The following is a 21901-nucleotide window of genomic DNA, read 5'->3' as shown; positions in this document are numbered from 1 at the left end:
AAAGGGAAGTGATGGGAATGCGTATTGAAATGAAAAATATTTCAAAGGCGTTCAATGGCAATCCTGTTTTGAAGAATGCACAGTTTATGATTGAAACAGGAGAAGTTCATGCATTGATGGGGGAAAATGGAGCGGGTAAATCAACGCTCATGAAAATTTTAACAGGTGTATATACAAGAGATGGTGGAACAATCACGATTGATGGACAAGAACGAACTTTTAAAAATGCGAAAGAAGCTGAAGAGTACGGTATTGCATTTATACATCAAGAATTGAATATATTATCGAATTTAACAGTAGCTGAAAATATGTTTCTCGGTAAAGAGTTAATGTATGGGAAGACAGGTATTTTGCGTACGCGTCAAATGAACGCGATTGCGCAGCAGCAACTAGCAGAGTTAGGGTTACATGTAAAAGGCGCTATGTTGGCAGGAGAGTTATCGGTCGGACAACAGCAAATTATCGAAATTGCGAAAGCATTAATGACAAACGCGAGTGTTATTATTATGGATGAACCGACAGCGGCATTAGCAGATCGTGAAATTGAAACGTTGTTTACTGTCATTAATAAATTACGTAAAGAAGGCGTGTCATTCGTTTATATCTCACACCGAATGGAAGAAATTTTTTCAATATGTGATGCGATTACGATTTTACGTGATGGGGAATACGTTGGAAAGAGATTGATTCCGGAAACATCGTTTGATGAAGTAGTGAGTATGATGGTGGGGCGCAGCATAGGTGAACGTTACCCAGAACGGAATAGTCAAATTGGTGATGTTATTTTTGAAATGCGTAATGGAACGAAAAAAGGGAAGTTTGAAAATGTATCGTTTCAAGTGAGAAAAGGTGAAATACTTGGTGTTGCTGGCTTGATGGGAGCTGGTCGTACAGATATTATGAAAGCGATATTTGGATACGAACCGTTAGATTCTGGCCAAATTTTCATAAATGGAAAAGAAGTAAAGATTGATAGTCCGATAGATGCGATTAGACAAAGAATAGCCTTCATTACAGAGGATAGAAAATCTGAAGGGTTAGTGTTAGATTTCTCAATTCGAGAAAATTTAGCTTTACCGAATTTAGAGAGTCTTTCAAAGGGAAGTGTCTTAAGTAACGAACTAGAACAACAGTTTACAGCGGATATGATGAAGTTACTTAATGTGAAAGCATCTAGTGGAGAACAAGCAGTGAAATCTCTTTCTGGTGGAAATCAGCAAAAGGTTGTTATTGCAAAATGGCTAGGTATCCACCCGCAGTTACTCATTTTAGATGAGCCAACAAGGGGCGTAGATGTTGGAGCGAAAAAAGAAATTTACTCTATTATGAATAAGCTTACTGAGCAAGGCGATGCCGTTATTATGGTATCATCTGAGCTTCCAGAAGTTTTAGGAATGAGTGATCGTGTTCTTGTCATTCATGAAGGAAAAGTCGGAGGCATTTTAGAGAAAGATGCGGCATCACAAGAGTCTATTATGGCATTAGCTACAGGGGGAGAGTAAGAATGGCTAAGAAGGGGAATGTATTACAACAACTCGGTTCTTTAATCGGTTTAGTATTAATTATCGTCGTAATTACAGCTTTAAATCCAGCATTTATTGAAATTCCAAATTTATTTAATATACTGCGTCAAGTATCGATTAATGCGCTTATTGCATTCGGAATGACCTTTGTAATTTTAACAGGGGGTATTGACTTATCGGTAGGTTCTATTTTAGCATTAGCAAGTGCACTTGTTGCTGGAATGATGGCAAGTGGCATGGATCCGTTTCTTGCAATGGCAGTTGGATTATTGGCTGGTCTTGTAATGGGGATTGTAAACGGTATCATTATTGCGAAGGGAAAAGTAGCTCCATTTATTGCGACGTTAGCAACAATGACTATTTTTCGTGGGTTGACGCTTGTTTATATGGACGGACGTCCGATCACTGGTCTTGGTGATCATTTAATGTTCCAAATGTTTGGCCGCGGTTATTTTCTCGGTATTCCGGTACCAGCTGTTACAATGATGATCGCTTTCGCAGTACTGTACTTCATTTTGAAGAAAACGACATTTGGCCGCCGTACATTTGCAATTGGTGGAAATGAAGAAGCAGCAGCACTATCAGGTATTAATGTTACGAGAATTAAAGTAATGATTTATGGTCTTTCCGGAATTTTGGCAGCGCTTGCAGGTATTGTCTTAACATCACGACTAGATTCTGCACAGCCAACTGCAGGTACTTCTTACGAATTAGATGCAATTGCAGCAGTTGTATTAGGTGGAACAAGTCTTTCTGGGGGAAGAGGCTGGATCGTTGGTACATTCATCGGTGTACTTATTATCGGTGTACTAAATAACGGTTTAAATTTATTAGGTGTATCTTCTTTCTTCCAACAAGTTGTAAAAGGACTTGTAATCTTACTAGCTGTATTAATTGATCGTCGAAAAGAAGCGTAATGGAGGGATAGTTTATGAAGAAATGGTTACTTATACTCGTTGCATGTATTATGGTCATTACTGCTGGTTGTTCAATGGAACCACCAGAATGGGCAAAGGATTCTAGCGATAAAGGTCGAAATAAAACTATTAAAGTTGGATTCTCTGTTTCAACTTTAAACAATCCATTTTTTGTGACTTTGAAAAAAGGGGCAGAAAAGAAGGCGAAAGAAAGCGGCATTGAATTGATTGCTGTTGATGCACAAAATGATGCAGCAAAGCAAACAAATGATGTTGAAGATTTAATTCAAAAAGGTGTCGATGTAGTTGTTATTAATCCAACCGATTCAGATGCTGTTGCTTCAGCAGTAAGTGCGGCAAATGCAGCGAATGTTCCTGTTATTACTGTAGACCGCGTTGCAAATTCAGGTAAAGTTGTTTCTCACATTGCCTCTAATAATATTGAAGGTGGTCAAATGGCTAGTGATTACATTCGTGAATTAGTTGGTGAGGGAGCAAATGTTGCTGAATTAGAAGGAATTCCTGGCTCTTCTGCTGCTCGTGAGCGTGGGAAAGGATTCCATAACGTAGCGGATAAGTCTTTAAAAGTAGTTGCAAAACAAGCAGCTGATTTTGATAGAGCAAAAGGATTATCTGTTATGGAAAACATTTTGCAAGCAAATGGTGATATTAAAGCCGTGTTTGCGCATAACGATGAAATGGCATTAGGGGCACTTGAAGCATTGAAGTCTTCTGGAAAAACAGATGTAGTCGTTGTTGGTTTTGATGCAACAGAAGATGCTGTAAAGGCGGTTAAAGATGGGCGTATGGCTGCAACAGTTGCTCAAAAACCGGAATTAATCGGGGAGAAGGCGATGCAAACAGCAAAAGAGATCACGCAAGGTAAAAAAGTGGACAAATCTATTCCGATTGAATTAGAGCTTATTAAGAAAAACAAATAAATATAAAATGAAAACCAGGAAGGAAGAATAACAAATGAAATTCTTTATTGATACAGCAAACATTAACGAAATTAAAGAGGCAAATGCATTAGGCGTATTAGCTGGAGTAACGACAAACCCATCACTTGTAGCAAAAGAAGGTGTAGATTTCCACGAGCGTATTCGTGAAATCTGCAGCGTTGTAGAAGGTCCTGTAAGTGCAGAAGTAATTAGCTTAGAAGCTAATAAAATGATTGAAGAAGGAAAAGAATTAGCGAAAATTGCTCCAAACGTTGTTGTAAAGGTTCCGATGACAACAGAAGGTTTAAAAGCAGTAAAAGCATTCTCTGACTTAGGAATTCGTACAAACGTTACATTAGTATTCTCAGCAGTTCAAGCATTACTTGCAGCTCGTGCTGGTGCGACATACGTTTCACCATTCTTAGGTCGCTTAGATGATATCGGCCATAACGGTATGGACTTAATTCGCCAAATCGCAGAGATCTTTGCAATTCATGGCATTGAAACAGAAATCATTGCAGCATCTGTACGTCACAGTGTTCACGTAACTGAAGCAGCATTAAACGGTTCACATATTGCAACAATCCCAGCAAACGTAATTGCTTCATTAGTGAAGCACCCATTAACAGACCAAGGAATTGAAAAATTCTTAGCTGATTGGGAAAAAACACAAGAGAAATAATAGAAAATCAAGAATCCTAGTTTAATTGACTAGGGTTCTTTTTTATTTAAAAGAATTTTCATGCAATTTTGCATATTGTCTTTTAAATTTGTTATATAAACTATTTAATATATACAAATCACTCTTTATTTTTCATATTTTGATATAAGAAGATAGAGGGTCTGACCAGAAAACTGGAGGGCATGATTCTATAACAGAAAGCTTAACGTTTATAGAATTATGCTTTTTTATATAGGGAGGGTAGTAAACAGAGATTTTGACAAAAACGCACTTATTTATCTGAATTTTAAGTTTTATATACAAAAGGAGAGAAATAGAATGAGAAGAAAAGCGCCATTTAAAGTGTTATCATCATTAGCAATTGCGGCAATTATCGGATGTACATCTGTAATGAGTACTCCGCTAGCATACGCAGAAACGCCAGCAAAAGAGAAAGAAAATGTATCTACAACACCAATTGATTACAATTTAATTCAAGAAGATCGTTTAGCGGAAGCATTGAAAGAAAGAGGAACAATTAATCCAGCATCATCTAAAGAAGAAACGAAAAAAGCTGTCGAAAAGTATATTGAAAAGAAACAAGGCGATCAGGCAAATAAAGAAATTCTTCCAGCGGATACTGCTAAAGAGGCATCTGATTTTGTGAAAAAAGTAAAAGAGAAAAAAATGGAGGAAAAGGAGAAAGTAAAGAAACCTGAAAAAAATGTTAGTCCTGAACAAAAACCGGAACCAAATAAAAAGCAATTGAATGGGCAAGTTCCAACTTCTAAAGCAAAGCAAGCGCCATATAATGGACCGGTTCGAAATGATAAAGTATTAGTATTACTCGTTGAATTTAGTGATTATAAACATAATAATATTGATCAAACGCCAGGGTATATGTATTCGAAAGACTTTAGTAGAGAGCATTATCAAAAAATGTTATTTGGTAATGAACCATACACGTTATTTGATGGTTCGAAAGTAAAAACATTTAAACAATATTATGAAGAGCAGTCTGGTGGAAGTTATACGACAGATGGATATGTAACGGAGTGGCTAACTGTTCCAGGAAAAGCGTCTGATTATGGTGCTGATGGTAGCAGTGGTCACGATAATAAAGGACCAAAAGGCGCACGTGATTTAGTGAAAGAAGCTTTACATGCAGCCGCTGAGAAAGGGTTAGATTTATCTCAATTTGATCAATTCGATAGATATGATACAAATGGTGATGGAAATCAAAATGAACCTGATGGTGTAATTGATCATTTAATGGTAATCCATGCTGGTGTTGGTCAAGAAGCTGGTGGCGGTAAATTAGGTGATGATGCAATTTGGTCACATCGTTCAAAATTAGCAATAGATCCAGTAGCGGTTGAAGGTACGAAATCAAAGGTAGATTACTTTGGTGGAAAAGTAGCGGCGCATGATTACACAATTGAACCAGAAGATGGAGCAGTAGGTGTATTTGCGCATGAATTTGGACATGACCTTGGCTTACCAGATGAATATGATACGAAATATACTGGAACTGGTTCACCTGTCGAAGCTTGGTCATTAATGAGTGGAGGTAGTTGGACAGGGAAAATTGCAGGAACAGAGCCAACTAGTTTCTCACCACAAAATAAAGACTTCTTACAAAAGAATATGGGTGGCAACTGGGCAAAAATTTTAGAAGTAGATTACGATAAAATTAAGCGTGGTGTAGGAGTTCCTACATATATCGATCAAAGTGTTACGAAATCCAATCGTCCAGGCGTTGTACGTGTTAACTTGCCAGGTAAAAGTGTTGAAACGATTAAACCTGAGTTGGGAAAACATGCATATTATAGTACAAGAGGTGATGATATGCATACAACATTAGAAACACCATTCTTTGATTTAACAAAAGGAACAAATGCGAAATTCGATTATAAAGCAAATTATGAGTTAGAAGCAGAGTGCGATTTTGTCGAAGTGCATGCAGTAACAGAAGATGGAACGAAAACATTAATTGATAGACTTGGAGAAAAAATAGTCCAAGAAGATAAAGATACAACAGGTGGAAAATGGATTGATAAATCATATGATTTAAGTCAATTTAAAGGGAAAAAAGTGAAACTGCAATTCGACTATATTACAGATCCAGCTGTAACATATAAAGGTTTTGCGATGGATAATGTAAATGTAACTGTTGATGGACAAGTTGTATTTTCTGATGATGCAGAAGGACAATCTAAAATGAATTTAAATGGTTTTGTTGTTTCTGATGGGACAGAAAAGAAAGCTCATTATTACTACTTAGAGTGGAGAAACTATGCGGGGTCAGATAACGGATTAAAAGCAGGAAAAGGTCCAGTGTATAATACAGGTCTTGTCGTTTGGTATGCAGATGATAGCTTCAAAGATAACTGGGTTGGGGTGCATCCAGGTGAAGGATTCCTTGGCGTGGTAGATTCTCATCCAGAGGCATTTGTTGGAAATTTAAACGGAAGACCAACTTACGGTAATACAGGTATGCAAATTGCAGACGCTGCATTTTCATTTGATCAAACACCAGCATGGAGTGCAAATTCATTAACACGTGGACAGTTTAACTATTCTGGATTACAAGGTGTTACAACTTTTGATGATTCAAAAGTATATAGTAACAAACAAATTGCAGACGCAGGAAGAAAAGTTCCAAACCTTGGACTTAAATTCCAAGTTGTTGGACAGGCAGAGGATAAATCGGCAGGCGCTGTTTGGATTAAACGTTAATAACATAGAAGCACATTCTTCCTATGAAGAGTGTGCTTTTTAATTTGTACAGTAAGTTATTATTTTAGCTTATGTAATACAAGTGTTTGTTCACATGTAGTGTATCAAATTATGTGGGGAAAGGAAATATTTCCGAGGAAATTGTCGAAGTATCGTCGGTATTTATACACTTTTTTTGTAAAGGAAGAAATGTAGTATTGCCTTTACCATTCAATTTATTTACATTGTTACTTAGCTACACACAAAAGTAATATATTTGGCAAAAAAGAGCACTATTAGATAGTGCTCTTTTTTATGGATAGAAAGGAGTGAGTTAAATGAAAGAAATAATTGAATGTCCACAGTGTGAAGGGAATATTACTGCGCAACATATTATGGATCTCCCGCATCCTTTTTCATTCAGGTGTCCACACTGTAAGGTGGGGCTAAAAGAAATGAGGATCACACCATGCTTAATATTAGCGGCAATTTGTATAATTCCACTGTTTATTATAATTGGAGAGAGTATTAAGGAATTACTAGTAAAATATTTTTCTATTATAGACGATATACCAACTGTACTTATTTTCTTCTTATTTTGTTACCCATTGTATTATCTCTATGAAAAATATAATGCCATATTGTTTATTAAATACGGATTATTGAAAATTAAAAGTTGAATAGGAGCTTATCATTAAAAAAAGACAATGATGGAATTAACCCATCATTGTCTTTTTTACTTTGCTTTTTGCTTTATTTTTTATTTTGCTTCTTACATAAATCATTCCAGCGAATGTTAATAAGAATGCAGTTCCGATAACGAAGCTGATGCTAGGGGATGCCCCGATTGCTCCAACTGTAAAGGATCCAGCAACAACTCCTAATGAGAAGAAAGCATAAAATAATCCGAATGCTTTTCCGCGTTTATCATCAGTTGTATTTTCAACAAGTAATGCATTTATTGATGGGAAAAGGATAGCGAATCCAATGCCATAAATCATCATAACGATAAAGAGCATGCCTTTTGTTGCGAATAATCCAAGTAAAGATAACGCGAATGCCATTACTGCAATCCCAATTAACATTAGTTTTGAACGATTAAATCGATCGTAAATACGGTTTGTTGGCAGCAAGAAGAATAGGATAGCGGTAATTCCGAATACACTTAACATCATACCTGTTGTAGATGCTTTAAGTGCTAATGCCTCAACTTTCACTGGTAGCATATACGTAACAATTCCTTGTGAAAACATTAGCGTGAAAGCACCAATATATGCTTGTAATAAAGGTTCTGATTTCAATAGTTCAATCATATCTTCTTTGTTCATCATTTGTGTTCTTGAATTATCTTTTCTTGATACGTTATTTGGTAAGAAGAATAGAGATACGATTGTACCAAGGACCATTAAAATAGAAATGGTAATGAACACCCACTCTATACCAGCAGTTGCTTTCATAATTCCACTGAACGCAGGTCCTACGATTGCCGCTGTTCCAACAGCAGCACCAGATAGAGCCATTGCCTTACCTTGTCTTGCTGCATTTGTTTGTTTTGATAAAAACGTAAAGGCAGCAGGAATTAAAAATCCGTCACTAAAGCCGTGCATAAAGCGAACAACTAATAGTTGTTCGCCACTTTGAACAACGGTGTATAACAAGACTATGAAACTCGTAAGTCCCATGCTTATATAAAGTATTTTTTTTGCACCAAATTTATCGACAGCAGCGCCAGCAATAATATTACCAATCATATTAGCGAATGAGTACATACCGACAACTAGTCCAATAATAAGAGGAGATCCTCCCAGACTTTGAGCGAACGTACTCATAATAGGTAATTGTGAAAATGTATCTAGAAACGCTACGATAACAATAAAGTAAATAAAATATTTCAAGCGATATTCACCTCTCCTATGCTATTATGGCATAATGCTAATTTCAACCGCAATGAAATTAGCATTAACAGATGTGGGAAAAAGTACAAAGTGACAAAATATTGAACGTTATTTGTTAAAATTTAGTGGAAATGAGATTGTTTTTTTGAAATATATGGATGAAAGTATTATAATAGATTTATAAACTTCACCAGGTTAAGTATATACGTAGAGAGGGATGTATAAAATGAAAGCACTACTTTGGCATAATCAACGTGATGTACGAGTAGAAGAAGTACCAGAACCAACTGTAAGACCAGGAGCAGTTAAGATTAAAGTTAAATGGTGTGGTATCTGCGGAACAGACTTGCATGAATATTTAGCAGGACCTATTTTTATTCCAACAGAAGAGCACCCATTAACACACGTAAAAGCACCGGTTATTTTAGGTCATGAGTTTAGTGGTGAGGTAGTTGAAATCGGTGAAGGCGTTACTTCTCATAAGGTGGGAGATCGCGTCGTTGTAGAACCTATTTATTCTTGTGGTAAATGTGAAGCTTGTAAACATGGACATTACAATGTTTGTGAACAACTTGTTTTCCACGGTCTAGGCGGAGAAGGCGGCGGTTTCTCTGAATATACAGTAGTACCAGAAGATATGGTTCACCATATTCCTGATGAAATGACGTATGAACAAGGTGCACTTGTAGAACCAGCAGCAGTAGCCGTTCATGCAGTACGTCAAAGTAAATTAAAAGAAGGTGAAGCTGTAGCAGTATTTGGTTGTGGTCCAATTGGACTTCTTGTCATTCAAGCAGCTAAAGCAGCAGGAGCAACTCCTGTTATTGCAGTAGAACTTTCTAAAGAACGTCAAGAGTTAGCAAAATTAGCAGGTGCGGATTACGTATTAAATCCAGCTACTCAAGATGTACTAGCAGAAATTCGTAATTTAACAAATGGTTTAGGTGTAAATGTGAGCTTTGAAGTAACAGGTGTTGAAGTAGTACTTCGTCAAGCGATTGAAAGTACAAGCTTTGAAGGACAAACTGTAATTGTTAGTGTATGGGAAAAAGACGCAACAATTACGCCAAACAACCTTGTACTAAAAGAAAAAGAAGTTATCGGTATTCTTGGATACCGTCATATCTTCCCAGCTGTTATTAAATTAATTAGCTCTGGCCAAATTCAAGCAGAGAAATTAATTACGAAAAAAATCACAGTAGATCAAGTTGTTGAAGAAGGATTTGAAGCACTTGTAAAAGATAAAACACAAGTGAAAATTCTTGTTTCACCTAAATAATAGAGACTAGTAAAAAGTAGCCCTTTTCTAGAAATAGAAGAGGGCTACTTTTTTTCTATACAGAAAGGTGATAGACTTTCCTTTAACTACAGGTATTTTGTTTGGAAGGGGAAGTCGAATGCTTTCATTTATGTTGACATTAAAACGGATGCTAAAAGCTTGTTTACGAGCGTGGAAAGATAAAGAATTTCAAGTATTATTCGTATTAACATTTCTAACATTAACATCTGGTACAATTTTTTATAGTACAGTTGAAGGATTACGTCCTCTTGACGCTTTATATTTTAGTGTGGTCACGTTGACGACTGTCGGTGATGGGAATTTTAGTCCACAAACGGATTTCGGAAAGGTATTTACAATCTTATACATATTTATTGGGATTGGACTAGTATTTGGATTTATTCATAAGTTGGCAGTTAATGTACAATTGCCAAGTATATTATCAAGTAGAAAAAAAGAGTAGAGCATGTGGATGCTTTACTCTTTTTTTACATTAGTTTAGACAATCATTTGTAGTAGCTTAACAATACTTTATTACAATATAAGTGCATTCAATCATTATATTCACTATGTATAAAGTTATAATGATATGAAAATTTGCATATTTTAATTTATTAATAGAAATTTCATGAAAGGTGGGATATTCTAGTCATAGGTTAACCGGACGACATCATAGGATCCTAACAAAAAAGTTTACAATAATTCAATTATAAAATGGAGGATTTCAGATGAAAAAGAAAGTACTTGCTTTAGCAGCAGCTATTACATTAGTAGCTCCGTTACAAAGTGTTGCATTTGCACATGAAAATGATGGGGGAAGTAAAATAAAAATAGTTCACCGCTGGTCTGCTGAAGATAAACATAAAGAAGGCGTAAACTCTCATTTATGGATTGTAAACCGTGCCATTGATATTATGTCTCGCAATACAACACTTGTAAAACAAGATCGAGTTGCACAATTAAATGAATGGCGTACGGAATTAGAAAATGGTATTTATGCTGCTGACTATGAAAATCCTTATTATGATAATAGCACATTTGCTTCACATTTCTATGATCCAGACAATGGAAAAACATATATTCCATTTGCAAAGCAAGCAAAAGAAACTGGAGCTAAATATTTTAAATTAGCTGGTGAATCATATAAAAATAAAGATATGAAACAAGCATTCTTCTATTTAGGATTATCTCTTCATTATTTAGGAGATGTAAATCAACCGATGCATGCGGCAAACTTTACAAATCTTTCGTACCCACAAGGATTCCATTCTAAATATGAAAACTTTGTAGATACGATAAAAGATAATTATAAGGTAACGGATGGAAATGGATATTGGAACTGGAAAGGTACAAATCCAGAAGATTGGATTCACGGAGCAGCAGTAGTTGCGAAACAAGATTACGCTGGCATTGTAAATGATGATACGAAAGATTGGTTCGTAAAAGCAGCTGTATCACAAGAATATGCCGATAAATGGCGCGCTGAAGTTACACCAATGACTGGTAAGCGATTAATGGATGCACAACGTGTTACCGCTGGATACATTCAGCTCTGGTTTGATACGTACGGAGATCGTTAAGTATTTAAAAAAGGTCAAATCTCATAATAGAGTATTTGGCCTTTTTATCACTATACACATGGAGGTATGAAACGTGAAAGGTAAATTGCTAAAAGGTGTACTTAGCTTTGGGATTGGTTTAGGAGTTTTATACGGAGGATCTTCAGCTCAAGCAGAAACGTCTACAAATCAAAATAATACTTTGAAAGTGATGACGCATAACGTGTATATGCTATCAACAAATTTATATCCGAACTGGGGACAAAGTGATCGTGCTGATTTAATTGGGGCGGCAGATTATATAAAGAATCAAGACGTTGTTATATTAAATGAAGTGTTTGATAATAGCGCATCAGATCGCTTGTTAGGGAATTTAAAGAAAGAATATCCAAATCAAACAGCGGTATTAGGTCGTAGTAACGGAAATGAATGGGATAAAACGTTAGGTAGCTATTCATCTTCAACGCCTGAAGATGGGGGCGTTGCAATCGTGAGTAAATGGCCGATTGTTGAGAAGATTCAATATGTATTTGCAAAAGGATGCGGGCCAGATAATTTATCAAATAAAGGATTTGTATACACGAAAATCAAGAAAAATGATCGTTTCGTTCATGTAATTGGGACGCATTTGCAGGCTGAAGATAGTATGTGCGGAAAAACTTCACCTGCATCTGTACGTACAAATCAGCTAAAAGAAATTCAAGATTTTATAAAAAATAAGAATATACCAAATGACGAGTACGTCTTATTTGGTGGCGATATGAACGTGAATAAAATAAATGCAGAGAACAATAGTGACTCAGAGTACGCATCCATGTTTAAAACATTGCATGCGTCAGTTCCATCTTATACGGGACATACAGCAACTTGGGATGCGACGACAAACAGTATTGCGAAATACAATTATCCAGATGCACCTGCTGAACATTTAGATTATATTATTGCAAGTAAAGATCATGCGAATCCATCATTTATAGAGAATAAAGTATTACAACCGAAATCTCCACAGTGGACTGTTACATCATGGCTCAAAAAATATACGTATGATGATTATTCTGATCATTATCCAGTAGAGGCAACTATTTCTATGAAGTAGTCCTAAAAAAGTTTCTTCTTAAATAGGAAGAAACTTTTTTATTTTGTAGAGGAAATTCTAACTTTCTTTCCAATATGTATAAGACATGTTGAGAAGAGGAGAGAAAAAATGTGGATAGAGGAATTTTTAAAGAAGTTCCATTACCGTGTGCATTTTTGGATGAAGTGGCTTTAGATAGAAATATTCAATGGATTATAGAATTAAGTGGAAATAAGAAGATTCGTATAGCGAGTAAATCGTTACGTTCTGTTCCGGTTATGCAAAAGATTTTAGCGGCAAACGATCGATTTCAAGGTATTATGTGTTTCTCACCTAGGGAGGCTTTGTTTTTAATTGCACAAGGATTCAATGATTTATTACTCGGATATCCTGCTTATGATGAAAGAGCTTTACATGAAATAAGTTTGCTAACAAAGCAAGGGCTCATTATAACTTGTATGGTGGATTGTGAAGACCATATTGTTTATTTAGAAAAAATTGCTGAGAAGTCTAAAGGGTGTTTTCGTGTTTGTTTGGATATTGATATGAGTAGTCGTTTTTTTCAATTTCATTTTGGGGTAAACAGATCACCGGTAAAAGGTGTGCAAGGTGCTTTGAAAATAGTAAAAAGGGTGAAAGAATCATCATTTTTAATATTAGATGGTGTAATGGGATATGAAGCCCAAATTGCTGGGGTAGGAGATCACATACCAAATCAGCGAGTGAAAAGTAAAGTGATTTCGTATTTAAAAAAGAAATCAGTGTTAGAAGTTAACGAAAGAAGAGGACGTATCGTAAAAGAAATACAAAACCTGGGTATTGAACTAAGGTTTGTAAATGGGGGAGGAACAGGAAGTATAAAAACAACCGAGCAAGATAATTCAGTTTCAGAGATTACAATAGGTTCTGCTTTTTATGCCCCGAAGCTGTTTGATTACTATAAAGAGGTGCAATTTCATCCAGCTGTCGGATTTGCTTTACCAGTTGTACGTAAACCAGCCCCGTATATTTACACTTGTCTAGGTGGTGGATATATTGCTTCAGGCGCAATTGGTAAAGATAAAGAACCTGAGATTTGGAGACCAAATGGTGCGGAATTATTAGCTTTAGAAGGTGCTGGCGAGGTACAAACACCGATTTTTTATAACGGTAAGGACCGGATAGAGATAGGAGATTCTATCTTGTTTCGCCACAGTAAAGCTGGAGAGTTATGTGAGCGGTTTCCGTTTTTATATCGTGTGAAAGAAGGAGAGATTGTTGGGGAGTATTCAACATATCGGGGGGATGGCCAATGCTTTCTATAAAGGGACAAAAATGGAGAAATTGGACGGGGAATGTAGAAGGAACACCGCATTATACGATGTATCCAGAAAGTATACAAGATGTAGTAGAAGTGGTGGGACTTGCACGAAGAAAAGGGAAGAAAATTCGTGTTGTTGGTTCAGGGCACTCGTTTACACCTCTTGTACAAACTGAAGAAATTTTAGTTTCTTTAGATGAATTGAAAGGTATTATGAATATCGATGAAGAGAAGATGGTTGCTGAAGTATGGGCAGGAACAAAGTTACATGATTTAGGGAGATTACTTGAAGAAAAAGGTTATGCACAAGAAAATTTAGGGGATATTGATTCACAATCTATTGCAGGAGCGATTAGTACAGGGACTCATGGGACGGGTATTACCTTTGGAAGTTTATCAACACAAGTTATAGAGATTACCGCAGTTTTATCTACAGGTGAGAGCATAGTTTGTTCGGAAACTGAGAATGTGGAATATTGGAGAGCCTTTCAGTTGTCGCTTGGAATGTTAGGTATTATTGTAAAAATAAAATTGAAGGTTATTCCAGCCTATTCACTCGTTTATAAAAGTGAAAAACAGTCATTATCTACTGTAATGAACAAGCTAGAAGAATATAAGAAGAATCGCCATTTTGAATTTTTCGTTTTTCCTTATTCAGATGAAGTGCAAGTGAAATTTACAAATGAAACAACGGGTAAAAAAAGTGATTTGAAATGGCATAAACTAAAGGTAGAGTTGCTTGAAAATAAGATGTTTTCTTTGTTATCTAAAGGATGTAAATGGTTTCCTTCTATAAGTAAAGGCGTAAGTCGATTATCGGCTAAAGCTGTACCGAATACAAAAATAATTGGTCCGAGTTATGAAGTATTTGCTACATCGCGTGCGGTTCCATTTTATGAAATGGAGTATAGTGTTCCTGCAAAGTATATGCGGGCCGTTGTAGAAGAAATTTCAAACCTTATTGAAAAGAAAAAGTATAAAGTGCACTTCCCAATTGAATGCCGTTATGTGAAAAGTGATGATATATGGCTCAGTCCAGCGTACGGAAGGGATTCAGCGTATATTGCTGTTCATATGTATAAAGGTATGAAGTATGCTGCTTATTTTGGTGAGGTGGAGAGAATCTTTCTAAAGTATGAAGGGCGCCCACATTGGGGGAAAATGCATACGTTAACGTACGAAAAATTACAAAATATATATCCAGAATTACATTCGTTTCTCAAGGTGAAGAAGTTATTAGATGAAACAGAAATGTTTTCAAATCCTTACACAGAAAAATTATTTACGATTATGAAAAAAAGCTGACAAATTATTACTTGTCAGCTTTTTTTAGTATGATCGCATTTCTTGTTTGACTAATACGCTCGTAAAATAGTAATTTATCACGGCTAAATACATGTAATAAAACATGAATAATAAATAGACCGTTAATTACAAATTGGAATAATAGTATAACTAGTAATACTAAAGGCTCTGTATGATTTAAGATAGAGCTACTCGAAAGAATGTAATTGATTCCGCCTAGAATGAAATAGAATATACCGTAACGAATGAATAATTCTTTTAGTGTAATACGCTCTGCTTGTCCTTTAATGTAAATCCGAAGCAACGCTTTTCCTATTGTTCTTCCATTTGTAAAGTATGGAATGATAATAAAGTAAATTAAGATTGAACATGTAATGAAAAGGAGTTCGTATACATTTGTATAAGATTGGATGTTAGCGATAAATAGTGAATTTCCTTTGTTTTTAATGAACGGTACAATGATAGATAAGAAAATCCAATCAATTTGCATAGCGATGAGACGACGAATGAATCCGACTGGTTTCGTTTTTAAATCAATATGAATATCTAGCTCACTCGTTTTCGGAAGGAAGTACGTAAATATTGGTGCAATGATAAAACCAATTACGCCGCCTAGTGTGTTTAAAAACAAATCATCAATATCAAATAAGCGATAGGCACAATTATAAATACCATATAATCCAGTTACTTGTGTTAATTCAAAGAACAGTGAAAGGCAAAAAGAAATACACACTGTTTGTAAGAAGCTACGTCGGAAATAATAACGTAAGTACATACCAAATGGAACGGTTAGTAGAACGTTAAAAGCGACTTGTAAAAACGCAGATTCCTTTAATAAATAGAAGTACGTAGCTGGCTTCGTTAAAATTGCCGAGGTATGATTACTAATCTCTTGTATGAAATAAAATGGCGAGAGTTGCATATGTTGCGTATTAGCCGGTTGTAGGCTACAAGTATCATACGTTTGTGGTAATGGCAAAATCACAAGAAAATAGGCATTTAATAAGTAAAGTAATAATGAATATAAAATAAATGAACGCCATTTATTTAAATAACCGTATTTACGATAATTAAATATTAAAAAAGGGATTAATAGAAACATTGCTAAAATAGGAAATAAAATAAATGCTGTTTTTATTGGAAATAAATATGCAGTCAAAATGAAGCTCCTTTCAATGAAAATTCGTTTATCATTATAACGTTAAAAGAACTTGAAAACAAAATTAAAATATTTCGAAATAGAAAAAATTTCAAATTTAAACGGGATTAAGTTATACTAAATTTAATATAAGGATATTGTGATTATTATAAGTTGAGAGAGGGTACAAGATATGCGATATGAGCTTTTTTCTGTAAGTGGGGATCATATTACAACTTTTGAAAGTGCATGGCATTTTCAGGAGGGAGAACAGATTTTTGTTCATGATGATCAAACAAAACGAAATTTTATTATTATCCGCCTAACGCATGATGTATTTCAACAAAATAAACATGTTATTCGTTTGTATTGTCAAGAAAAGAAAGTATACGCATAAGAGAGAGCCCCTCTTACTGTATAAAAAAGTAAGAGGGGCTTTATCATTATAAAGATATAAAAAAGCGAGTCATCCTAGTAGTTTAATAGAATGACTCGCTTTTCGCTTTGTAAGTTTCACTTTATAAGAAAATAAGAGTAAGTACACCTACGATAATGCAATAGAAAGAGAAATATTTTAAATTTCCTTTTGCCATAATGTTCATAAACCATTTTAATGAAATATACGTCATGATAAATGTTGCGATAAATGCAACGACATAGGGTACGAATAATGTATCTAGGTTTGGATCTTTTGCAATGTCTGTAATACTTAGTAATAAACCACCTAAGCTAACGGGGATGTATAATAAGAATGAGAAACGAAGAGCTGTTTCTTGCTTCATACCAAGTAACATCGCTGCTACGATTGTTGCACCTGAGCGGCTTATTCCAGGAATTAGTGCGCAAGCTTGTGCTAATCCGATGATAATTGCATCTTTCATAGAAAGATCGCCATCATTTTTACGTCCACGCAGGTTTCTAATAATCCAAAGGCCGACAGCAGTAATAAGAAGGGAAATCCCAACCATCTTCACGCCTTTTAAGTACTGGTCGATATAGTCTTTAAATAAAACCCCAATAACGCCTGCTGGAATAGTCGCAATAACAAGGTAAATAATAAAGAAGAAATCTGATTTTGCGTCTTCTGCTCTTGTAAATATATAAGATAGACCATTCTTAGTTAGACGAATTAAATCATTTCTATAAATAAGTAATACAGCTAATAATGAAGCTGAATTAACAAGTAGTTCGAAGCTAAACCCTTCTATTTTTAGTCCTAGCAAATGCTGTGCTAAAACGAGGTGACCACTTGAAGAAATGGGAATTGGTTCTGTTAGTCCTTGGAACAGACCAAGAATTAAATATTTTAAAATGTAGTAAAATTGTTCCATAATAACCTCCTTGTTTATTAGTCGAAAGAAACAACTTGTCCATTATAACAAAGATACGGATGAATATTGAGAAGAAATAAATATTCGAAATATAATAAAAACCCCTTATAGCGCCGCTATAGGGGTTTTTACTATTAATGAGAAGCTGCTGTTTCTTGAAGACCTTTAGTCAATTGAACATCGACTTTTTCAGCATCATGAATATGGTTCATAATAGTAGTATTTAATTTTTGGAACATTTGTTGTGTATTAGCGAATTCTCGTAATATATCATCATTACAAGATTTTTGGTTTTCGATAGCTTTAATAACATTTGTAGCACCGTTTTGTAACGTTTGAATCATAATTAAAATATTTTCAATTCTAGCGTTTGTATCGGCACTCATTTCTACACCTTCATCGACTAAATGCAAATTATCTTTCGTGTTATCGTATGCTTTTTCAATTTCTTCTTGAATTTTTTTCGTTAAGTTGCCGATGTTTTTCGTACTTTCAGCGGTACTTTCCGCTAGTTTTCTTACTTCATTGGCAACGACAGCGAATCCTTTACCGTGCTCTCCAGCACGCGCAGCTTCAATACTCGCATTTAAAGCAAGTAAATTTGTTTGTGCTGCAATGTTTTGAATGACTTCTACAATTTGCTCAATTTCTTTTGAGCGCTCACTTAAATGATTCATACTATTAGACGTACGTTGAGATTGTTCACCTAATTTGTTAATTACAATAAGTAAACGGTGAACAGATTCTTTTCCTTCATTAGAACAGTCGATAATTTCTTCAATAGATTGAATTAAGCTTTGTTCTTTTTGTAACATTTCGTTATTCAATTCATTGGAATGTGTCGTGCGCGTTGAAACATTTTCGAAACATGAGTTTAATTGTTGAACTAAATTTTGAAGTGTATGGTGCTGGCTATTTACAAGTTTATGTTCTTGAACAACGCTTTGTACACGATCGTGGATAGAAGAAATAGTCTCTTGTTGTTCGATATCCTTTTGTTTTAATTCTGCTTCTAGTTCTTGTATACGACTTTCTAATTGATCAATTTTATGTTGGAGTGATTTCTTTTGAGTAAACATATATTTATTTCAACCGCCTTTAGAAGTTATATTTTCTCTATATTTGGATTTTAGCATCTTTTATAATTTTTAAATATAGGAATTGTTAAATATTTAAGAATCTATTACATTTTATGCATAATTCCCTTTTTTTCGTCATGAAAAATAAACTGTATTTAATGATATTGTAAACAAACTGTAAAATAAATCATGTATAACTGTATAAGAAGGGAGTCGGATTATGAACTATTTTAAGCGAATCAGTAGTCTAGTATTAGCAGGAATTATAGGTCTTTCTAGTACAGTCGCTGTTAAAGCAGAGTCAAACGACGAGAAACTTAACAACATGCAACAGCAATTGCAGCAAAACGATGCAGAAATGCAAAAGAAAGAGCAAGAGAAGCAAGCTGTTAATAAAGAAATTCAAGGTATCGAAAACGAACTACATAATTTAAATAATACAATTGCAAAAAATAAAGAGGATCAAGCTGCTATTCAACGTAAAATTGATGAAACACATAAGCAGATTGAACAAAAAAAGAAAGAGATTGTCGTTTTAGAAGATAAAGTTCTTGCGCGCAAGGACATTATGAGAAAACGTATGGTTTCTGTTCAAAACAGTTCAAATACAAGTTTAGTAGTAGAAGTTGTTGTAGAGTCAAAAAACTTTGCTGATTTCCTACAACGTATGAACGCAGTTTCTACTATTCTAGAAGCTGATAAAGAGATTTTACGTCTACAAGAACAAGACCTTCGTCAAATTGAGGAAGATAAGAAAACAATTGACGAGAAAGAAGCATCTTTAGTAGTAGACAAACAAAAATTAGCAAAAGCACAAGCTGAACTGCAAGATAACTTGAAAAAGCGTCAAGCTAACTTACAAACAGTTCAAGCTAAATATAATCAGGTTGCAAGCCAACTTAATTTAGCTGCAGAAGAAAAAGCTAAAATCGAATCAAACATGAAGGCAGTGCAAGAAACGATTGCTCGTGAGCAAGAAGCAGCAAGAATTGCAGCGGAAGAGCGTGCAAAAGCAGAAGCGGCTGCAAAAGCAGAGCAAGAAGCTTTAGTAAAAGCACAAGCAGAAATTGCTGAAAAGAAAAAGCAAGAACAAGCTAGTAAACCAGCCGAACCAGTTGCTAATAATAATTCGAAGGTAGAACCTGAACAGCCTTCGAAGCCAACTGCTGGTGGAAGAGAGATCTATGTAGAAGCTACAGCTTATACAGCGGATCCAGCTGAAAATGGTTATGCGCCAGGTCAACAAGTATTTTCTGCATGGGGACCAGGTGGTAAAGGTTATAATTTAACTGCAAACCCAGGAATGAAATTAATTGCGGTTGATCCAGCTGTTATTCCATTAGGCTCTACTGTAAAGGTTGACGGGTATGGAGTTGCTATTGCAGCAGACACTGGCGGAGCTATTAAAGGTCACAGAATTGATGTTTTAATGCCAGATAAAGGTTCATCAAGTAGCTGGGGCAGAAGAACAGTTAAAGTTACAATTTTAAACTAACATGTAATCCAACTTTACAAAACGTAAAGTTGGATTTTTTTACAAAAATAATGTTAAGTTGAGTTTACATTTTGTTAAGGTTAGCATACAATATAATCGAGAGGTGGTAAATTTGACCATTTTAAATAGAGTGAAGGAATTAAGAGCTCGGTTTAATTTTTCGCAAAGTGTATTAGCAGAAAAGGTTGGAGTGACGAGACAAACAATCGCTGCAATTGAAAAAGGGGATTATGTTCCTTCATTATTATTAGCGCTTATGATTTGCGATGTATTTGAGTTAAAGATGGAAGATGTGTTTGTTTTAAATAAGGAGGGGGAAGAGGATGAATAGGATTGGTTTTTCTTATATTATAAATGTGCTTTATACTGCTTTAGCATGCTGGACATTTGTTGAATTTTATAGTGTTATTACAGAGTTGGCAGATATAATTAAAAACGAGAGATTCCCATTTGAAGTATGGTTTAATGGAGTGCCATTCATTTTATTATTTATTGGAGCTATTATAGTTACAATTTTTTATAGAATTCAAAAGAAAAAGTACAAGAATTTATCTTTTTGGATGTATCCATTATTATTTCCACTAGAAGATGAACGTGAAAAAGCCATTACGGATAAAGCTTGTCGAACAACATTTGTATCGTTATGGTTTGTGTTACCTTGTGCAGTTGGATTTTTAACTTTTTCGCCTATTATTAATGAATATCTTCCTGGATACCCATTGTATATTCTATTTTCTATTTTCTTTATTCAAATGACAGTATTCCACGTATCACTATACAGAAATAAATTAGCTTAAAAAGAAACCTTCTTGCATCGGCAAGAAGGTTTCTTTTCAGCTTACACTTGTACATATAGCAATATTATCTTATCATTTTATATAGAGTAAGATTTTGTAAGGGAAAGGAATTGTATATGAATAAGCAAAGAATTTATAGTATAGTAGCAATCCTTCTATTTGTTGTAGGTGGTGTGTTAATCGGAAAGCCATTTTATGATGGATATCAGGCTGAAAAGAAACAGACTGAAAATGTACAGGCTGTTCAAAAAATGGATTATGAAAAACATGAGACGGAATTTGTAGATGCTTCGAAAATTGATCAACCAGACTTGGCAGAAGTAGCGAATGCATCATTAGATAAGAAACAAGTAATTGGTCGTATTTCGATCCCGAGTGTTTCATTAGAACTTCCTGTTTTAAAATCTTCTACTGAGAAAAACCTATTATCAGGTGCAGCAACAGTAAAAGAAAATCAAGTAATGGGAAAAGGGAATTATGCATTAGCAGGACATAACATGTCTAAAAAAGGTGTTTTATTTAGTGATGTAGCCTCTTTAAAAAAAGGCGACAAAATTTATTTGTATGATAATGAAAACGAATATGAATATGCGGTTACTGGTGTATCTGAAGTAACGCCTGATAAGTGGGAAGTTGTTGAGGATCATGGGAAAGATGAAATAACGCTTATTACATGTGTATCTGTGAAGGATAATTCTAAGCGTTACGTTGTTGCTGGTGATTTATTAGGAACGAAGGCGAAAAAGTAAAAAAGAAGGTCAACTCTTTAAAGAGTTGACCTTCTTTTTTACTAATGTTGAGAAATAATAGAATATTTTAGTTGGTATTTAAGTATTTTTCTATTTATGTATAATAAAGTTAGAATTCAAGATTTCGGGAGGAACAAGA

General features: G+C 34.9%; 21 protein-coding genes. 17 read left to right on the top strand and 4 right to left on the bottom strand.

Annotation, left to right across the window (positions count from 1 at the left end; translation table 11 throughout):
- The first annotated feature begins 17 nt into the window (after nt 1-17).
- From rbsA to AABL52_RS23690, 6 genes are all read left to right on the top strand, one after another.
- Entirely contained in the window at nt 18-1502 is a 1485-nt protein-coding gene (gene rbsA / locus AABL52_RS23715) for a ribose ABC transporter ATP-binding protein RbsA (protein ID WP_341518556.1), read from the top strand.
- Nucleotides 1503-1504: 2 nt separating this feature from the next.
- Nucleotides 1505-2440 (top strand): ABC transporter permease subunit, encoded by a 936-nt coding sequence (locus AABL52_RS23710; protein ID WP_001074638.1) that lies wholly within the window; start codon nt 1505-1507, stop codon nt 2438-2440.
- Between the two features lie 14 nt (nt 2441-2454).
- A complete protein-coding gene (gene rbsB, locus AABL52_RS23705; protein WP_000758988.1) occupies nt 2455-3381 on the top strand; it encodes a ribose ABC transporter substrate-binding protein RbsB in 927 nt (308 codons plus the stop codon).
- 34 nt (nt 3382-3415) lie between these two features.
- Nucleotides 3416-4063 carry a fructose-6-phosphate aldolase gene (fsa, locus tag AABL52_RS23700; RefSeq protein ID WP_000667665.1) on the top strand — a complete coding sequence of 216 codons (648 nt, stop codon included), beginning with the start codon at nt 3416-3418 and terminating at the stop codon, nt 4061-4063.
- A gap of 318 nt (nt 4064-4381) precedes the next feature.
- The gene (gene inhA2 / locus AABL52_RS23695) at nt 4382-6781 is read left to right on the top strand and encodes a M6 family metalloprotease immune inhibitor InhA2 (RefSeq protein WP_341518555.1); all 2400 of its coding nucleotides are present in this window, start codon (nt 4382-4384) and stop codon (nt 6779-6781) included.
- Nucleotides 6782-7098: 317 nt separating this feature from the next.
- Nucleotides 7099-7440, top strand: coding sequence for a hypothetical protein (locus AABL52_RS23690; protein ID WP_341518554.1), 342 nt, complete (start codon nt 7099-7101; stop codon nt 7438-7440).
- A 36-nt stretch (nt 7441-7476) separates the two neighbouring features.
- On the opposite strand, the gene AABL52_RS23685 is transcribed toward AABL52_RS23690, so the two are convergent.
- Nucleotides 7477-8655 (bottom strand): MFS transporter, encoded by a 1179-nt coding sequence (locus tag AABL52_RS23685; RefSeq protein WP_341518553.1) that lies wholly within the window; start codon nt 8653-8655, stop codon nt 7477-7479.
- A 226-nt stretch (nt 8656-8881) separates the two neighbouring features.
- On the opposite strand from AABL52_RS23685, the gene bdhA reads away from it, so the two are divergent.
- The 6 genes from bdhA (at nt 8882) to AABL52_RS23655 (ending at nt 15173) form a co-directional block, all read left to right on the top strand.
- Nucleotides 8882-9934, top strand: coding sequence for a (R,R)-butanediol dehydrogenase (bdhA, locus tag AABL52_RS23680; RefSeq protein WP_000645834.1), 1053 nt, complete (start codon nt 8882-8884; stop codon nt 9932-9934).
- Nucleotides 9935-10052: 118 nt separating this feature from the next.
- On the top strand, nt 10053-10397 hold the full coding sequence (locus AABL52_RS23675) for a potassium channel family protein (protein WP_073517263.1): 345 nt from the start codon (nt 10053-10055) through the stop codon (nt 10395-10397).
- Between the two features lie 265 nt (nt 10398-10662).
- On the top strand, nt 10663-11514 hold the full coding sequence (cerA, locus tag AABL52_RS23670; protein WP_341518552.1) for a phospholipase CerA: 852 nt from the start codon (nt 10663-10665) through the stop codon (nt 11512-11514).
- Between the two features lie 73 nt (nt 11515-11587).
- Nucleotides 11588-12589, top strand: coding sequence for a sphingomyelinase C (gene sph / locus AABL52_RS23665; protein ID WP_341518551.1), 1002 nt, complete (start codon nt 11588-11590; stop codon nt 12587-12589).
- A gap of 110 nt (nt 12590-12699) precedes the next feature.
- Nucleotides 12700-13872, top strand: coding sequence for an amino acid deaminase/aldolase (locus AABL52_RS23660; RefSeq protein ID WP_341518550.1), 1173 nt, complete (start codon nt 12700-12702; stop codon nt 13870-13872).
- Nucleotides 13860-15173: a D-arabinono-1,4-lactone oxidase gene (locus tag AABL52_RS23655; RefSeq protein ID WP_341518549.1), complete on the top strand. Its 1314-nt coding sequence runs from the start codon at nt 13860-13862 to the stop codon at nt 15171-15173. Before AABL52_RS23660 ends, AABL52_RS23655 begins: the two co-directional genes overlap by 13 nt.
- A gap of 7 nt (nt 15174-15180) precedes the next feature.
- Here the strand turns inward: AABL52_RS23655 and AABL52_RS23650 are convergent, their stop codons facing one another.
- Nucleotides 15181-16332 carry a VanZ family protein gene (locus tag AABL52_RS23650; RefSeq protein ID WP_341518548.1) on the bottom strand — a complete coding sequence of 384 codons (1152 nt, stop codon included), beginning with the start codon at nt 16330-16332 and terminating at the stop codon, nt 15181-15183.
- Between the two features lie 172 nt (nt 16333-16504).
- On the opposite strand from AABL52_RS23650, the gene AABL52_RS23645 reads away from it, so the two are divergent.
- On the top strand, nt 16505-16708 hold the full coding sequence (locus tag AABL52_RS23645) for a hypothetical protein (protein WP_001268328.1): 204 nt from the start codon (nt 16505-16507) through the stop codon (nt 16706-16708).
- A gap of 121 nt (nt 16709-16829) precedes the next feature.
- On the opposite strand, the gene AABL52_RS23640 is transcribed toward AABL52_RS23645, so the two are convergent.
- Nucleotides 16830-17642, bottom strand: coding sequence for an undecaprenyl-diphosphate phosphatase (locus tag AABL52_RS23640; protein WP_097817871.1), 813 nt, complete (start codon nt 17640-17642; stop codon nt 16830-16832).
- Between the two features lie 134 nt (nt 17643-17776).
- Nucleotides 17777-18457 (bottom strand): methyl-accepting chemotaxis protein, encoded by a 681-nt coding sequence (locus AABL52_RS23635; protein ID WP_370458311.1) that lies wholly within the window; start codon nt 18455-18457, stop codon nt 17777-17779.
- 484 nt (nt 18458-18941) lie between these two features.
- Between AABL52_RS23635 and AABL52_RS23630 the strand changes: the two genes are divergently transcribed.
- From AABL52_RS23630 to AABL52_RS23615, 4 genes are all read left to right on the top strand, one after another.
- Nucleotides 18942-20216: a 3D domain-containing protein gene (locus AABL52_RS23630; protein ID WP_001105806.1), complete on the top strand. Its 1275-nt coding sequence runs from the start codon at nt 18942-18944 to the stop codon at nt 20214-20216.
- Nucleotides 20217-20328: 112 nt separating this feature from the next.
- Nucleotides 20329-20547 (top strand): helix-turn-helix transcriptional regulator, encoded by a 219-nt coding sequence (locus tag AABL52_RS23625; RefSeq protein WP_046197156.1) that lies wholly within the window; start codon nt 20329-20331, stop codon nt 20545-20547.
- Nucleotides 20540-21013 (top strand): hypothetical protein, encoded by a 474-nt coding sequence (locus AABL52_RS23620; protein WP_001079697.1) that lies wholly within the window; start codon nt 20540-20542, stop codon nt 21011-21013. Before AABL52_RS23625 ends, AABL52_RS23620 begins: the two co-directional genes overlap by 8 nt.
- Before the next feature lie 116 nt (nt 21014-21129).
- The gene (locus tag AABL52_RS23615) at nt 21130-21762 is read left to right on the top strand and encodes a class A sortase (RefSeq protein WP_001041719.1); all 633 of its coding nucleotides are present in this window, start codon (nt 21130-21132) and stop codon (nt 21760-21762) included.
- Nucleotides 21763-21901 lie beyond the last annotated feature (139 nt).

Origin of the sequence: Bacillus paramobilis (assembly GCF_038096195.1) — a bacterium.
In the GTDB taxonomy this organism is placed as follows: Bacteria; Bacillota; Bacilli; order Bacillales; family Bacillaceae_G; genus Bacillus_A; species Bacillus_A mobilis.
Note: the sequence above shows the minus strand (reverse complement) of the source record. Positions and strands in the feature narration are given on the sequence as shown.

Coding starts and splice junctions, on each gene's coding strand:
- rbsA (WP_341518556.1), top strand. CDS start 18: ATGCGTATTGAAATGAAAAATATTTCAAAGGCGTTCAATGGCAATCCT.
- AABL52_RS23710 (WP_001074638.1), top strand. CDS start 1,505: ATGGCTAAGAAGGGGAATGTATTACAACAACTCGGTTCTTTAATCGGT.
- rbsB (WP_000758988.1), top strand. CDS start 2,455: ATGAAGAAATGGTTACTTATACTCGTTGCATGTATTATGGTCATTACT.
- fsa (WP_000667665.1), top strand. CDS start 3,416: ATGAAATTCTTTATTGATACAGCAAACATTAACGAAATTAAAGAGGCA.
- inhA2 (WP_341518555.1), top strand. CDS start 4,382: ATGAGAAGAAAAGCGCCATTTAAAGTGTTATCATCATTAGCAATTGCG.
- AABL52_RS23690 (WP_341518554.1), top strand. CDS start 7,099: ATGAAAGAAATAATTGAATGTCCACAGTGTGAAGGGAATATTACTGCG.
- bdhA (WP_000645834.1), top strand. CDS start 8,882: ATGAAAGCACTACTTTGGCATAATCAACGTGATGTACGAGTAGAAGAA.
- AABL52_RS23675 (WP_073517263.1), top strand. CDS start 10,053: ATGCTTTCATTTATGTTGACATTAAAACGGATGCTAAAAGCTTGTTTA.
- cerA (WP_341518552.1), top strand. CDS start 10,663: ATGAAAAAGAAAGTACTTGCTTTAGCAGCAGCTATTACATTAGTAGCT.
- AABL52_RS23655 (WP_341518549.1), top strand. CDS start 13,860: ATGCTTTCTATAAAGGGACAAAAATGGAGAAATTGGACGGGGAATGTA.
- AABL52_RS23645 (WP_001268328.1), top strand. CDS start 16,505: ATGCGATATGAGCTTTTTTCTGTAAGTGGGGATCATATTACAACTTTT.
- AABL52_RS23640 (WP_097817871.1), bottom strand. CDS start 17,642: ATGGAACAATTTTACTACATTTTAAAATATTTAATTCTTGGTCTGTTC.
- AABL52_RS23635 (WP_370458311.1), bottom strand. CDS start 18,457: ATGTTACAAAAAGAACAAAGCTTAATTCAATCTATTGAAGAAATTATC.
- AABL52_RS23630 (WP_001105806.1), top strand. CDS start 18,942: ATGAACTATTTTAAGCGAATCAGTAGTCTAGTATTAGCAGGAATTATA.
- AABL52_RS23620 (WP_001079697.1), top strand. CDS start 20,540: ATGAATAGGATTGGTTTTTCTTATATTATAAATGTGCTTTATACTGCT.
- AABL52_RS23615 (WP_001041719.1), top strand. CDS start 21,130: ATGAATAAGCAAAGAATTTATAGTATAGTAGCAATCCTTCTATTTGTT.